This is a genomic window from Brevibacterium sp. Marseille-P9724 (assembly GCF_902500275.1).
In the GTDB taxonomy this organism is placed as follows: domain Bacteria; phylum Actinomycetota; class Actinomycetes; order Actinomycetales; family Brevibacteriaceae; genus Brevibacterium.
The window spans coordinates 146994-161811 of record NZ_LR722992.1 but is presented as its reverse complement, the minus strand read 5'-3'; the positions used below and the strand labels follow the sequence as shown (position 1 = coordinate 161811).

General features: G+C 59.2%; 15 protein-coding genes. 8 read left to right on the top strand and 7 right to left on the bottom strand.

From position 1 onward, the window contains the following. Positions 1–41: 41 nt before the first annotated feature. From gyrB to dnaA, 5 genes are all read right to left on the bottom strand, one after another. A complete protein-coding gene (gene gyrB, locus GC119_RS05510; protein WP_070576031.1) occupies positions 42–2039 on the bottom strand; it encodes a DNA topoisomerase (ATP-hydrolyzing) subunit B in 1998 nt (665 codons plus the stop codon). 229 nt (positions 2040–2268) lie between these two features. After that, complete coding sequence (locus tag GC119_RS05505) at positions 2269–2775, bottom strand: DUF721 domain-containing protein (RefSeq protein ID WP_151952658.1); 507 nt, start codon at positions 2773–2775, stop codon at positions 2269–2271. Further along, entirely contained in the window at positions 2772–3983 is a 1212-nt protein-coding gene (gene recF, locus GC119_RS05500; protein WP_151952657.1) for a DNA replication/repair protein RecF, read from the bottom strand. Before recF ends, GC119_RS05505 begins: the two co-directional genes overlap by 4 nt. A 10-nt stretch (positions 3984–3993) precedes the next feature. Next, positions 3994–5139 carry a DNA polymerase III subunit beta gene (dnaN, locus tag GC119_RS05495; RefSeq protein WP_176745919.1) on the bottom strand — a complete coding sequence of 382 codons (1146 nt, stop codon included), beginning with the start codon at positions 5137–5139 and terminating at the stop codon, positions 3994–3996. Between the two features lie 464 nt (positions 5140–5603). Continuing rightward, a complete protein-coding gene (gene dnaA, locus GC119_RS05490) occupies positions 5604–7169 on the bottom strand; it encodes a chromosomal replication initiator protein DnaA (protein ID WP_151952656.1) in 1566 nt (521 codons plus the stop codon). 473 nt (positions 7170–7642) lie between these two features. Here dnaA and rpmH point away from each other — a divergent pair, with 473 nt between their 5' ends. The 8 genes from rpmH (at position 7643) to GC119_RS05450 (ending at position 12739) form a co-directional block, all read left to right on the top strand. Next, positions 7643–7780: a 50S ribosomal protein L34 gene (gene rpmH, locus GC119_RS05485; protein ID WP_083304228.1), complete on the top strand. Its 138-nt coding sequence runs from the start codon at positions 7643–7645 to the stop codon at positions 7778–7780. Position 7781: 1 nt separating this feature from the next. After that, entirely contained in the window at positions 7782–8120 is a 339-nt protein-coding gene (gene rnpA, locus GC119_RS05480) for a ribonuclease P protein component (protein ID WP_070576398.1), read from the top strand. Positions 8121–8214: 94 nt separating this feature from the next. Further along, entirely contained in the window at positions 8215–8475 is a 261-nt protein-coding gene (gene yidD / locus GC119_RS05475) for a membrane protein insertion efficiency factor YidD (protein WP_264291071.1), read from the top strand. A gap of 23 nt (positions 8476–8498) precedes the next feature. Next, the gene (gene yidC, locus GC119_RS05470; RefSeq protein ID WP_070576016.1) at positions 8499–9443 is read left to right on the top strand and encodes a membrane protein insertase YidC; all 945 of its coding nucleotides are present in this window, start codon (positions 8499–8501) and stop codon (positions 9441–9443) included. 6 nt (positions 9444–9449) lie between these two features. Further along, on the top strand, positions 9450–9953 hold the full coding sequence (locus tag GC119_RS05465) for a protein jag (RefSeq protein WP_070776731.1): 504 nt from the start codon (positions 9450–9452) through the stop codon (positions 9951–9953). After that, positions 9950–10573, top strand: coding sequence for a 16S rRNA (guanine(527)-N(7))-methyltransferase RsmG (gene rsmG, locus GC119_RS05460; protein WP_151952654.1), 624 nt, complete (start codon positions 9950–9952; stop codon positions 10571–10573). The genes GC119_RS05465 and rsmG overlap by 4 nt, the downstream gene beginning before the upstream one ends. Positions 10574–10668: 95 nt before the next feature. Continuing rightward, positions 10669–11568 (top strand): ParA family protein, encoded by a 900-nt coding sequence (locus GC119_RS05455; RefSeq protein ID WP_070576012.1) that lies wholly within the window; start codon positions 10669–10671, stop codon positions 11566–11568. Next, positions 11561–12739, top strand: a complete 1179-nt coding sequence (locus tag GC119_RS05450; protein WP_151952653.1) for a ParB/RepB/Spo0J family partition protein — start codon at positions 11561–11563, stop codon at positions 12737–12739. Before GC119_RS05455 ends, GC119_RS05450 begins: the two co-directional genes overlap by 8 nt. A gap of 560 nt (positions 12740–13299) precedes the next feature. Here GC119_RS05450 and GC119_RS05445 read toward each other — a convergent pair. After that, positions 13300–14424, bottom strand: coding sequence for an N-acetylmuramoyl-L-alanine amidase (locus GC119_RS05445; RefSeq protein WP_151952652.1), 1125 nt, complete (start codon positions 14422–14424; stop codon positions 13300–13302). A gap of 73 nt (positions 14425–14497) precedes the next feature. Further along, complete coding sequence (gene trxA, locus GC119_RS05440; RefSeq protein ID WP_151952651.1) at positions 14498–14818, bottom strand: thioredoxin; 321 nt, start codon at positions 14816–14818, stop codon at positions 14498–14500.

Below are 14818 nucleotides of genomic sequence, written 5' to 3'. Positions count from 1 at the left end.
TGCGCCGCCCGAGCACTCATGCCCGGGGGCGCATCCCGGCATCAGATGTCCAAGAAGCGGACGTCCTTGGCGTTTTCCTGAATGAAGCGCTTGCGCGATTCGACATCGTCACCCATCAGCACGGTGAAGATTTCGTCGGCCACGAGCGCGTCTTCGAGTTCAACCTGCTTGAGCAGACGGTTTTCGGGGTTCATCGTGGTTTCCCACAGTTCCTGGTAGTTCATTTCGCCCAGACCCTTGTAGCGCTGAATGGCGAGGTCCTTGGGCAGGCGCTTGCCGGCTGCACGGCCTTCTGTCAGCAGCTTGTCGCGCTCGACATCCGAATAGGCGAAGTCATCATCCGCGTTGGACCACTTGATGCGATACAGCGGCGGGGTCGCCAGGTAGACGCAGCCGTTTTCAATCAGCGGCTTCATATAGCGGAAGATGAGTGTCAGCAGCAGCGTAGTGATGTGCTGGCCGTCAACATCTGCGTCTGCCATGAGGATGATCTTGTGGTAGCGCAGCTTCTCGATGTCGAATTCGTCGCCGATTCCAGTGCCGAACGCCGTGATCATCGACTGCACTTCGTTATTGCCCAAAGCGCGGTCCAGGCGGGCCTTCTCCACATTGAGGATCTTGCCTCGCAGGGGGAGGATGGCCTGCGTCATCGGGTTGCGACCCTGCACCGCCGAACCGCCTGCCGAGTCACCCTCGACGATGAACACTTCCGAAATCGTCGGATCTTTCGACTGGTTGTCCCGCAGCTTCCCGGGCATGCCGGAGGTTTCCAACAGGCCCTTGCGGCGCGTTGCTTCACGGGCTTTGCGCGCAGCCAGGCGCGCCTGGGAAGCCTGCACGGCCTTGCGCACAACTTCGCGCGCGTTTGCGGGATTGGATTCCAGCCAGTGGGTCAGTTCGTCGCGCACTACCCGGCTGACGAAGTTGCGGGCCTCTGAATTGCCCAGCTTGGTCTTCGTCTGACCTTCAAACTGCGGTTCGCCCAGTTTGATCGACACGACTGCGGTCAGACCCTCGCGAATGTCCTCACCGGTGAGGTTGGCGTCCTTTTCGCGCAGCAGCCTCTGTTCGCGCGCATAGCTGTTGAGCACGGAAGTCAGTGCGGTGCGGAAGCCCTCTTCGTGCGTACCGCCTTCGTGGGTGTTGATGGTGTTGGCGTAGGTGTGCACGCCCTCCTGGAAGCCGGTGGTCCACTGCATGGCCACTTCCAGGGCGATCGCCTGTTCTTTGTCTTCGTGTTCAAAGGCGATGACGTCGTCGTGGACGGTTTCGCTCTTCTTGGCCGAATTGAGGTAGGCCACGTAGTCCAGCAGACCCTTGTCGTATTTGAATACGACTTCACGCGGCTTGAACTCTTCTGCCTCTTCGTCTTCCAGCTGGACGTCGTCATCGTCGATTTCGGGCTGGCGTTCGTCTGTCAGCGTGATCTTGAGGCCCTTGTTGAGGAACGCCATCTGCTGGAAGCGCGCCCGCAGGGTCTCAAAGCTGAATTCAGTGGTGTCGAAGATCTCCGGGTCGGGCCAGAAGGTGATGTCGGTTCCGGTCTGGTCGGTGGCTTCGCCTTCCACCACGTCCGAGGTGGGGACACCGCGTTCGTAGGACTGTCGCCACACTTTGCCGTCACGGCGCACAACCGCGTCCATGCGCAGCGAGAGCGCGTTGACGACGGACGAACCGACTCCGTGCAGGCCACCGGAGACCGCGTAGCCGCCGCCGCCGAATTTGCCTCCCGCGTGCAGAACGGTCAGGACGACTTCCAGGGTCGGTCGGCCTTCCGAAGGGTGCATGGCCACGGGGATTCCGCGTCCGTGGTCGACCACCCGCACACCGCCGTCGGCGAGGATGGTCACTTCGATGCTGTCGTTGTAGCCTGCCAGGGCTTCGTCGACCGAATTGTCGACGATTTCATAGACCAAGTGGTGAAGACCGCGTTCGGATGTCGACCCGATGTACATGCCCGGCCGCTTGCGGACCGCTTCGAGCCCTTCAAGAACGGTGATATCACCGGCATCGTAATGCGGTTTGTGCTCGTCGGCCATGAAACTCCTCGGATCTGTGCAGATTTCCGTCCAAGTCTACAGCGTTCGGGCTTGAAACAGCGGGTGACAGGCACGCAATGGCCGTTTCCGCGCATTTTCAGATCCGCCGATGAGGGGCGGGCCGTCTGAAGACCTCTCAGAGGCCTGTGCGGGCCGCCACAGATTCACGCAGCTGCGAAGTTCTGTTTTGGCACCACGCCGCCGCTCGCAGGGCACCTGAAAGCGCGGATCATCCGTAGGTGTCGCGCGGACCGCGGCCGGGCACGGACAACCGGCCCTTCTTCCATGACTTCTGCTTGGGGCCGATGATCTCGATGTCGTCAATCACTCGTCGCCCCAGTTCCCGCTCCAGACGGTCCAACAGCATGTCGCGCATCAGCCGCAGCTGTGTCGCCCATGTTGTCGAGGAGGCGCGCACCGTGAGCTTCGGCGGTTCGCACAGTTCGGGAACACAGTGCTGGGCTACGTTCTCGCCGACAAGCTCCGGCCACCGTCCCAGCAGCGATCCGACGTCCATCGAGGTCGTCCACCCGCGGGCCTTCGTCAATGCCGACAGGTCTGCCGACAGCTTCTTGGGATCCCTGGGGTCCTCGCCTGCCCCGGAGTACTGCGGTTCGCGGATACCCCGCGGCACTCTGCGCAGGGACCCGCTGTAGCGCGCCTGGACGGAACCCATGCGCCTGACCCGGTCCAGCGCTTCGAGAGCGGCGTTTGAGACCGGCAGCTTCTGGTTCATCCGCTCTGTCCTCCCGCCTGTTCACCTTCCGAGGTGCCTGCTGTCAGATCGATGATCTCACCTGTGAGGTTGTTGGGTATATGGCCGGCCACCGCGGTTGTTATGAGGACCTGCTGGGCTTCTTGAATGATGTCGGCGAGTCTGCGAGTGCGGCCTTCGTCAAGCTCAGAGAACACGTCGTCGAGTACGAGGACGGGTGAATCGTCAGGTTCGTCTGGATTGGCCTGCAGCACTCGCCAGCTGGCCAAACGCAAAGCAAGTGCGAGTGACCAGCTTTCGCCGTGGCTGGCATAGCCCTTGGCCGGGGCTGCCCCGATCTGCAGGTCAAGATCATCGCGCTGCGGGCCTACGAGGGTGACACCCCTTTCGATTTCGACGCGGCGGCGCTTGCCAAGCTCATCGAGGATGAGGTCCTCCATGGCCTGCTGCGCACCCGGCAGAGAACGGTCGATGACCGAATAGTCAACGCGTGATGCGTACTTCGCCGCCGCTGTGCGCCTTTCCGGGCGAGCGTCTTCGGCCAGTCTGGCGAAATCATCGGCCAGCGGCTGCGCCAGGCGGTCAAGAAGACCCAGCCGACCGGTGACAAGGGCAGCCGCGGCGCGGGCAAAGGCGTGATCCCATATCTCCAGGGTCGCTTCAAGGCCCAGGCTGGGTCGCAGAGGATCGTCCCCCGCGCCCGAACGCTCTTCGTAGCGGGCCTTGCGCAGAGATTTCAGCAGGGCGTTGCGCTGCTTCAAAGCTCGGTCGAAATCGGCGATGACAGCGGAGTAGCGGGGAGTGAGTGCAACCAGGAGCTCATCGAGGTAGGCCCGCCGCTCAGCGGGTTCCCCCTTGACCAAACCGAGGTCCTCCGGGGCGAACACAACCGCCGGCAGCAGGCCCAGAAGCTCGCGCACCCGCACGGCCTGCTTGTTGATGCGGGCGGTGTTGGCGCCCTTGGCCTTGATCGTGACCTCGACCCTGACCTGCCGTTTGCCGCGATGAGCAAGAGCAGACACAACGGCCCGTTCGCTGCCGGTGCGCACAAGGGGAAAATCGTTTGTCACACGGTGGCTGCGCAGAGTCGAAACGTAGCCGAGAGCCTCAACCAGGTTCGTCTTGCCCCAACCGTTGGGGGCAAGAAAGACCGTCACACCGGGGGCAAGTTCAAGATTGAGCCGCGAATAGGAGCGGAATTGGTCCAGAATCAGCCGACTGACCCACATGGGGCCGCCGTCAGAATCGCAGAATCGGCATGAGGAGGTAGCGGTACGACGTATCCTCTTCGCCGTCAGCCTCGGTCATGCCCGAAATGACAACCGGCTTCTTCGGTTCGGTGAGCGCGAATCGCACAAAGGGAGTGTCGATCTGCGCAAGGCCTTCGGCAATGTAACCGGGGTTGAAGCCGGTCGTGATTTCCCCGCCCTCAATGGTTGCAGGCAGAGCTTCAGTCGCCTGAGCGTCATCACCGGCACCAGCGCGCAGCACAAGCGAACCGTCGGCAAACTCAAACTTGATGGGGCTGTTGCGCTCGGCAACAAGCGACACGCGGCGCACGGCTTCGCGCAGAGCGCTTGTCTCCATGACAGCCGAGATTGCAACGTCCTTGGGAAAGAGCGAACGAACCTTCGGGTAGTCGCCTTCGACCAGCAGCGACGTGGTGACACGACCCTCGGAAGAGAACGCCAACATCTCCTTGCCACCGGATTCCGCCAGGGCAATCTCAATGTCACCGCTCATGGCCTTCGCGGCCTCAGCCATCGTCTTGCCGCGGACCAGAGCAACAGCCTCAACCTGCGGGTTGCGCGGATTCCACGTGAATTCCCGCACCGCCAGGCGGTAGCGGTCAGTTGCCAGCAGGGTGACACGGTCACCTTCTATTTCAACTCGCATGGCCGTGAGAATCGGCAGGGTTTCATCCTTCGAGGTCGCAATGTTGACCTGCCCGACAGCACCCTGGAAGTCCGAAGCCGACATGACGCCGGTGGTTTCGGGAACGGCAGGAAGCGCGGGGTATTCCTCCACCGGCATGGTCATGAGCGCAAAGCGCGAGGACCCGCACGTGACGTTGACCTTGGTCCCTTCGAGTTCGAACACGACAGGCTGAGGCGGAAGAGCGCGAGCGATGTCAGCAAGAAGGCGACCGGAAACGAGAATGGTTCCCTCCGCCTCGACATCGGCGCCAATACGGGCGCGAGCCGAGACTTCGTAGTCGAAAACAGCAAGATCAACCGAACCATCGGCGTGAGCTGAGATGAGAAGGCCGGTGAGAACCGGAACCGCGGGGCGCTGCGGAATCGACTTGGTGGTCCAGGTGACGGCGTCGGCCAGGACGTCGCGGTCCACTTTGAACTTCACGGACTGAGCAGCTTCAGCGTTCACATCTCTCCTGGTCGGTTCTTCTCAGCAGCGCCGAGGATTCCAGCCTTTTCGCTTGCGCCACTACTCACGGCATAAGCAGAAAGCAACATTACACGCCGATCTTACGCCGAATCAACGAGGGCAGGCCGCTGTGACCAGAACTCAGCGAAGTTGATGTGGGCAAGCGTTGCGCAGAGCAATCGGCGGGTTCCCTCTTGAGTCTTTGAGTAAGTACAGAAGCAGTATTAGGTCCTGTGGATTCTGTGGAATTACATCGATGTCATCGAAAGTCTATGCGACCAAGCGCCACACAGACCCCGTTGACAACTCTGTTCATGAATCGGTGGGGTTCAGTGGACGCCTGCTGGTTACAGCGATGTGATTACACAGCCATCCACCGAACACCGTTGCTCCCTCCAGAGGTTCGATAACAGATAACGCACGTTATCCACCAGGTTTTCCACAGGTGTGGAATCTCACCGCCGTTACAGCCGGTGCTGCTGTTTGATGCGGTTTGTCAGCTCTGTGACCTGCGTATACAGCGCCCTGCGCTCGGCCATCTGCGTCTTGATCTTCTTATTTGCGTGCATCACGGTGGTGTGGTCGCGCCCGCCGAAAGCCTGGCCGATCTTCGGCAGCGACAGATCCGTGAGTTCACGGCACAGGTACATGGCGATCTGGCGCGCGGTCGACAGCGTGCGCGAACGGCTGGTTCCCTTGAGATCATCGAGGGTCAGGCTGAAGTACTGGGCGGTCTGGCCCATGATGTCCACGGCCGTGATCTCAGGGGTGTCATCCTGCGTGATGAAGTCCTTGAGCACGGTTTCTGCCAGATCGACGTCGATGACCTGATCATTGAGGTTTGAAAACGCCGTTACGCGAATGAGCGCGCCTTCGAGTTCGCGAATGTTGGAGGACACGCGCGATGCGATGTACTCCAGAACATCGTCGGGAACATCCAGGTTCTCTCCGTGGGCCTTGTTGCGCAGAATCGCAAAGCGGGTTTCCAGATCCGGCGGCTGCACATCCGTCAGCAGCCCCCACTCGAAGCGCGAACGCAGTCGCTCCTCGAAGCCGCTGAGCAGCTTCGGCGGCTGGTCGGAGGTGATGATGACCTGCTTCTGTTCGTTGTGCAGCGCATTGAACGTGTGGAAGAACTCTTCGACGGTCGCGTCCTTGCCCTGCAGGAACTGGATGTCGTCGATCATGAGGATGTCGACTTCGCGGTAGCGCTTCTGGAAGGCCGGACGCAGTGAGTTCGACGTGGTCGACGAACCGATTGTGTTGATGAAGTCGTTGACGAACTCTTCTGAGCTGACATAGCGCACCCGCAGATTGGGAAACAGCTGCATCGAGTAGTGCCCGATGGCGTGCAGCAGGTGCGTTTTGCCCAGACCCGACTCTCCGTAGATGAACAGCGGGTTGTACGCCTTGGCCGGTGCTTCGGCCACAGCCAGGGCAGCCGCGTGGGCGAACCGGTTCGATGCGCCGATGACAAAGGACTCGAACGTGTACTTGGAGTTGAGGTCCGCCGCTCCGCTGGCTGCCGCGGTGAAGCCGCTGTCCTCATCGGCCGAGGTGTGGGCAGCGGTGGGTGCCTGTTCTGCCGGTCCCGCGTGGTGCGGCACGGAAGGTGCGGACGGCGCGGGGGCGGGCGGAGCAGCCGCGGCTGGCGTGGGTGCTGATGCCGGCGGCTGGGACCCGAGCGGCGGCTGCGGTGGGGGAGTGGGGTGTGGATCGTAGCTGCTGTCGTCTTCGACGATTTCATTGTCGCCTGGCAGTTCGAGGTTTTCGTCCAGCGCAATGGCAAACGTGACCGTCTTGCCCAGTGCTCGGGAGAACTCCTCCTGCAGACGATCCCGCAGGTCGACTTCGAGGGTTTTGCGAGTCAGATCATTGCGCACAGACAGGACGATGAGCTCGTCTCCGACAAGTGCCGTGGGAACGGCGAGTGCCAGGAAGCCCTTGTGGCGGGCGTGGATGGCGGTATCGGCCATAAGGGCGGTGAGCACCTCTTGCCAGATTGTCTGCAGTCGTGTCTTGTCGCTCATCGGCCTTCCCAAAGGTTATCCACACATGTGAAAACTGGTTCGAGTCAGTCCCCATAGTTTTCCACAGAATGTGGAGCAAATCGATAGCTGAGGCCAAGATATGCACATTGGTGGACAAGTTTGTGGATAACTACACGCGTGTCATTTGTGGACGCGGCCGTGAACATCGTGTGAACAGGGGAGTGAACTACAGAAATGTAACTTCAAAGTTCTCCACGGGCGGCTGTGTATGCATGCTGTGATCCGCGACAGCATGCGGAACGAGAGAGCTGGTCCGAGCCGTGGTTGTTTTGACCCGAACCGGAAGAAGAGGCTAAACTGGAGCGTCCTGTGTTTGTGGGCCCGTTTGAGTTGTGTGAACTTCCCCTTGGCCTGAAGGCGCAGGAAGCAAGACAGCCCCTGAAGCTTTCTTAAGGAAGATCTGCGCCACATGCCTGATCTTCGGGCACAGACTGACCTAGACGGAGAAACAAGTGAGCAAGCGTACCTTCCAGCCCAATAACCGCAAGCGCGCCAAGACCCACGGCTTCCGTGCTCGCATGCGCACGCGTGCAGGCCGTTCCGTCCTCGCCGCTCGTCGCCGCAAGGGCCGCTCAAACCTTTCAGCCTGACGTGCTTCCGGCACGGAACCGCATCCGGCGCCCCGAAGACTTCAAGCGGATCTTCCGCTCAGGACGAAAAGCGGGCAGCCAGGCGCTGGTCATCCACGCCGACTTCGATACGGCCCACGCCCCGCGCGTGGGCTTTATCGTCTCCAAAGCTGTAGGCAACGCCGTCACCCGCAACCTGGTCAAAAGGCGACTGCGCGCCATCAGCAGCGAACTCATGGGACAGCTGACCGGCGATTACGTCATCCGCGCCCTGCCCAAAGCCGCGCACTGTGACTATGCACAGCTCAAAGACAGCACCCTGACGGCACTGCAGCGCATCAATGCTGACCAAAGACTCTGAGAACACCCCATCGTCACTGCCTCCCGTGCCACACGGCGGCAGTCGAGTCCTTCACGGACTCCGTTTGGCACCTCGTATGCCATTCGTATGGTTAATGCGGCTGTACAGACAACTGATCTCGCCGCTGTACGGCGACAGATGCAAGTACTACCCGTCGTGCTCGAAGTACGCGCTCGACGCCTTTGAAGTCCACGGGGCAATCCGCGGCGCCATCGCCACAGCGTGGCGGCTGCTGCGCTGCAACCCCCTTTCACCCGGCGGCCTCGACTATGTGCCCGGGTCGTTCATGGAGAAGCAATCGCGCACCATGAAGGCCCGCTTCGCGAAGGGTGGCACAATAGACACGGCCGACTGACCGCCTAGGAGAACGAAAACTTCATGGACACAATCCTGAAGCCCATTCAGTGGGTGATCGCGTGGATCCTCAGTCTGTTCCACGACATCTTCACTGCCATCGGCATGCCCGCTGAAAACGGGTGGACTTGGGCCGTTGCGATCATTGCAATGACAATGCTGATCCGCGCGATCCTCATTCCGCTGTTCGTCTATCAGATCAAGGCGCAGCGGAAGATGCAGCTGCTCCAGCCGGATATGCAGCGACTGCGCGAAAAGTACAAGGGCAAGCGCGACCAGTACTCCCGGCAGCAAATGGCCGAAGAACAGCAGGCGCTGTTCAAGAAGCACGGCACAAATCCGCTGGCCTCCTGCCTGCCGATGCTCGTTCAGATTCCGGTGTTCTTTTCGCTCTTCCGCGTGATCCACAACGTTCCGGAAATCGCAGCCGGAAACATGGGCGCCATCGGCGGCATGACGCAGGAGCTTGCCAAGCAGATGGACAACGCAACCATCTTCGGCATCTACCTGCGCGATACCTTCATGAGCGACGGCATCGGCGTCAAGGTGCTCACCGCCGTCATGATCATCATCATGGCTGCCACGCAGTTCATCACGCAGAAGCAGATGATGTCCAAGAACATGTCTGCGCAGGCCATGGACAACCCGTTCATGCAGCAGCAGAAGATGCTCCTGTACCTGTTTCCGATCATCTTCGCCGTCGGCGGCATCTACTTCCCGCTCGGTGTGCTCATCTACTGGCTTGCCACCAACACGTGGACGATGGTTCAGCAGTTCATCGTCATCCGCAATATGCCCGCCCCCGGTTCCAAGGCCGAGAAGGAAATGCAGGCCCGCTACGCCAAGAAGGGCCGGGAACTGCCCAAGCACATGCAGCCGAAGGCCGAAGAAGAAGCACCGGCCAAGAAGGGCGGCCAGCGCCAGCAGCCGATCAGCAAGAATCGTCAGAAGAAGAAAAAGAAGAAGTGAGTGACGATGACTGACTCGACAGAAGACAAGAAGCCCACCCGCGCCGAACTTCTTGAAGAAGAAGGCGACATCGCCGCGGACTACCTCGAAGAACTTCTCGACATTGTCGACCTTGACGGTGATATCGACATCGACGTCGTTGAAGGCCGTGCCCAGGTTGCCATTGTTCCACCTGAAGAGGACTCCGAGGTCGACATTCTGGTAGGCCGCGAAGGTGAGGTCCTCAACTCGCTGCAGGAACTGACACGCCTTGCCGTGCAGACTGCTACCGGCCAGCGCTCGTGGCTCATGCTCGATATCGACGGCTTCCGCAGCAGGCGCCGCGACCAGCTGAAGGAACTGGCCAACAAGAAGATCGACCAGGTCAAGGAGACCGGCGAATCCGTTGCGCTTAAGCCCATGAACTCTTTTGAGCGCAAGGTCATCCACGACCAGGTTTCACGCGCAGGCCTGGTCTCTGAATCTGCAGACGAAGGCCCCAAGCGCCACGTGGTCATCAGCCTGCCATGACCGAACCTCGTCCCCAGGCCGCGGCAGAGGTCTTCGGCGATCGTCTTGCGATTGCCGAGGCCTACGCCCAGCACCTTGCCACGACAGGTGTTGAATGGGGCCTTATCGGACCGCGCGAAGTCGACCGGCTGTGGACGCGGCACATTCTCAACTGCGCTGTTGTCAGGGAACTGCTTCGTCCCGGTGATTCCGTTGGCGACGTCGGGTCCGGGGCTGGCCTGCCCGGGCTCGCCCTGGCTATTGCCTGCCCGGATATTTCCTTCACTTTGATTGAGGCGATGGAACGCCGTGTCGACTGGCTCACCATGGTTGTCGATGACCTCGGGATTGAAAACGTGCGCATTGTGCGCGCTAGGGCCGAAGACCTTGTGGACATCGAAATGTTCACCGCCGTCACCGCACGTGCGGTCAAGGCGCTGCCGCAGCTGATCGACTGGTGTGCTCCACTGCTGAGCCCGGAGGGCAGACTGCTGGCGATCAAGGGGGACCGTGCGCAGGAAGAAATCTACAAGTCTAAGAAGGCAGTGAAGGTTCACCGCTGCCACACTCCGGTTATAAAACATGTGGGCGAAGGAGTCTTGGAACAGCCAACGCGCGTAGTGGAAGTCATTCGTCGCTGACTGTTCGAATAGTGTTCTAATCCTCCGCCGTGATGTTTCACGTGAAACGCGTAGAATAGGAAGCAAACAAAATCAACGGCGCAAATGGAGGGCGAATGGCTATCTTGGATGAGTCGACTCCCTTGGGTGCGGCGATTGCACGTGATAATCAGCGTGCTGCCCGTCTCTCGAGAGCGACCTTCCCCAAACCGGACTCAACAAGAATCTTCACTGTCGCCAATCAAAAGGGTGGCGTAGGAAAGACAACTACGGCGGTCAACCTGGCAGCAGCGCTTGCAAAGCATGGTCTCGAAGTGCTCGTCATCGATTCTGACCCCCAGGGCAATGCGAGTACTGCCCTTGACATCGATCACTCAACTGAAGTTCCGAGCATCTACGACGTCATCATCGACGACATGGACATTGCGGACACCATCGCCTACTGCCCAGAGTTCGAAACCCTTGCAGTGGTCCCGGCAACTATCGATCTTGCCGGCGCAGAAATCGAGCTGGTTTCTAGGGTTGCCCGCGAACAGCGCCTATCAGTTGCTCTCGACGCGTATCTGCAGAAAAGGGAAGAAGAGGGCTCGCGCGTCGACTATGTATTCATCGACTGCCCGCCCAGCTTGGGACTTTTGACCGTCAACGCTTTTGTTGCAGCAAACGAAGTCCTGATCCCCATTCAGTGCGAGTACTACGCGCTTGAGGGGCTGAGCCAACTGCTCAGCAATATTCAGCTCATTCAAAAGCACCTGAATCCTGCCTTGGAGCTCAGCACAATCCTGCTGACCATGTACGATTCGCGCACCAACCTGAGCTCCCAAGTTGCGGAAGATGTCCGAGCTCATTTTCCCAAGCAAGTTCTCAACACATCCATACCGCGCTCCGTACGCATTTCCGAAGCGCCCAGCTTTGCGCAAACCGTTATCGCCTATGAACCTAGTTCGTCCGGCGCGCTTTCCTATCGCGAAGCCGCCCAAGAGATCGCACAGCGAGGAGTAAAGCACAGTGAGTGAAGCACCGAAGTCGCGTCGTCGGGGCCTTGGTCGTGGAATTGGAGCGCTCATCCCGGACGTAGTCAGCGAAGAACGACCTATCGATGTCTTCTTTTCCGGGGATGGAGAAAAGAAGGATAGTGTTTCACGTGAAACAATAGTTGACCCGGCTGCCGGTATGCGGCAATCCCGGACCAAAGCCAAATTAGCTAAGTCGGCCGCGCCCGCGAAGAACGCCCCAAAGTCGTCTGCAGATTCGGCTAAGAAAACGGCATCTGGGGCCAAGAAGGCTGCAACCAAGCCGAAGTCAGCGAGCACGGCAGCAAACAACAATGTTTCACGTGAAACGCAACAGGATGTTTCACGTGAAACCGACCTCCAAGACGTTCCGGGCGCCGCGTTCGGCCTGATCCCTGTTGAGCAGATTTCGCCGAACCCACGTCAGCCCCGTGACGTTTTCGACGAAGACGCTCTCGCTGAACTGGTCACGTCCATCAAGGAAGTCGGCGTCCTTCAGCCAGTAGTGGTCCGCGTTGTTGACCCGAAGAAGCCTTCCTACCAGCTGATTATGGGGGAGCGCCGATTCCGCGCTTCTCAAGAAGCTGGATTGAAGGAAATTCCGGCCATTATCCGCGATGTTCGTGATGATGACCTCCTGCGTGATGCCCTTCTCGAGAACCTTCACCGCGTTGACCTCAACCCACTCGAAGAAGCAGCCGCGTACCAGCAGCTTCTCGAAGACTTCAACTGCACGCAGGAACAGCTTTCAGAGCGCATTGGTCGCTCGCGTCCGCAGATTTCGAACACACTGCGCTTGTTGAAGCTGCCCGGTCTGGTGCAACGCCGTGTAGCTGCGGGAGTTCTATCTCAGGGTCATGCGCGTGCGCTTCTTGGTCTCGAGGATGCTGCGCACATGGAGGTACTGGCTCAGCGCATCGTCGCAGAAGGGCTGTCTGTTCGCGCAACAGAAGAGTCAGTCGTACTCATGAATAGGGGAGACGATAAGCCCGTTTCACGTGAAACATCGAAACCGAATCCAGAACTTGAGTCGATTGCACGAACTATTGGCGACAAGCTCGACACAAGGGTCAAAATTTCTATGGGCCGACGCAAAGGTCGGATCAGTGTAGAGTTCGCTGATGAGAATGACCTCAAGCGAATTGTTGAAGCTCTTGGGATGCAGCAGCCCTAACGTCCCAAGAACCTAAACCCCTGTGTGAACTGAGGCCGGCACCAAAAGGTGCCGGCCTCAGTCGTATTTGTGTGCAAACGGTCGAAATGGCCTGAGCGCGCAATTCTGCGTGTCTCTTCGCAGGACACCGTGAACCGCGGCCGCTGAGAACTGGGCTGCGGATGACGATCGACGTAAATGCACTGGTCTATCGCGAAATCGTTAATTGGACACGTCGGTATTCTCGCGGCCTGGTTGCGGGCAGCTAACTTTGCAGGTCGATTCGACGGATGAGCACACGCCCTTGCGCTGTGGTATTCCGACAAGTGGTTGCGCAGATACCGCTATCGGGTTTGGCCGGGCTTTCCCACATAATTCGTCCCAACTAATCAAGCGCTGCCGCTTTGTGTGAGCACCTCGTCGAGAAGATTTGAAAGTAAGATACGCGAGCAGAAAAGCAACTTGAATGTAAAAATTCCGGGACATCGAGTGAACGATGTCCCGGGATTTTACGGTCAGGGTACCTGGGGATAGCGGGCAGGAAGCGCCCGGCGTGATGGACCCGGGGCGGAGACTTGAGTTTAAGAGCGAGTAGCCCAGGGGACGTTGCTGAGGTCAAGCGTGCCGGTGTCATAGTCATTCTGCTCTGTTAGGAACAGCCGCTGAATCGCCGCGACGATTGCTTCGGCGATATCGACTCGCACAGATGCGTCTTCGAGAAGTGCAATGTCGTGTTGACTGCTGACGTATCCTGCAAGGACGTAGATCTTCGGTGTGTTGAGATTGCGAAGAGATTCCCACGACTTTGCGTGTGAGCGACAGTTCAGCAGGGGAGTCCGCGAATCGATTTCACGTGAAACCAGGTTCGCGAGTTCCCGGCCTACGGGCGAGAAGATCGAGGGTGTCCTGGTTGAACCAAAGTAGTAGGTGGCGACCCCGTTCGGCAGCGGAGAAGGGCTGTTGTCTAGTGCGATCGAGATGAGCGCGGAGGACCCAAGCTCGTCGGCAATGTTGGGGTTGTCGTCCGTGGCATGCACGACTGCGGCCCCAAGTGCAGTGAGACGACCGTCAACACGGCGGGCAATATCGTCACTGATCCGGCGTTGAAGTTCTCGCTGCTCAGCAGAGAATTCGGCGGTGGGGAAGTGGTGGGTCGACGCAGCGGACTCCAGCACAATCACCTGTCCAGCCAGGGACGGGCCCAGGGACTTGACGCGTGCACGTTCAGTAAGGTTATAGATGTTGCCCACGGCATGGTCACGGTGCACATCCATAAGGGCCTTGATGGTCTTCGGTCCGACAATGCCGTCGGGGTTCAGCCCCAGTTCGCGCTGCGCGCTGCGAACTGCGGTGTCAGTGGACTCCTCAAACCGAAAGCTGATCCAAGAGGTGAGCAGGCCAAGATTGGCAAGACGCTTCTGAAGCTCAGCCACATCGTCCCCGATCTGGGGTCTGCTTGGATCGTACTTGAGAATTCGATCGCCCAAGCGAAAACGTGCAAGCTCAGTTTCGTCCAGAGACTCTTTGCCAAGGACACCGTCCACTACGATTCCGCGATCCTGTTGAAACTGCCGAAGACCCGATTCGAACGTGTGATCGAATACGGCGTTGTCCGGTGCGCCCACAACGTAGCCCAGTCGGCCAAGGTGCCCTTTGGTCACGGCAATGATGGGATCGCTGTCCCCGTGTGAAAAATAGGTGTCCATAGATTCTTCCGTTAAAGTGTCAGGCGCCCAATGATTCTACATTGGGCGCCTGAAGCGGTCTGGGCTGCGAAAATCAGCCGATAAATTCGGCGAGTTCCTCTTCGAGTGCAGGTTTGGGCCTTGCGCCGACAATCTGTTTGACAACTTCACCGTTGCTGAAGACATACATAGCCGGAATACCGGTGATGCCGTACTCGGCTGCCGTCTTCATATTGTCGTCAGTGTTGAGCTTGACGACCTTGAGTTTTTCAGCATTTTCTTCGCCGATCTGATCGACGATTGGTCCGACCTGCCGGCACGGGCCACACCACGGGGCCCAGAAGTCGACAAGGACGGGCTTGTCGTGCTTGAGGACTTCCGCCTCGAAATCGGCGTCGGTGACTTCTTGAGACAT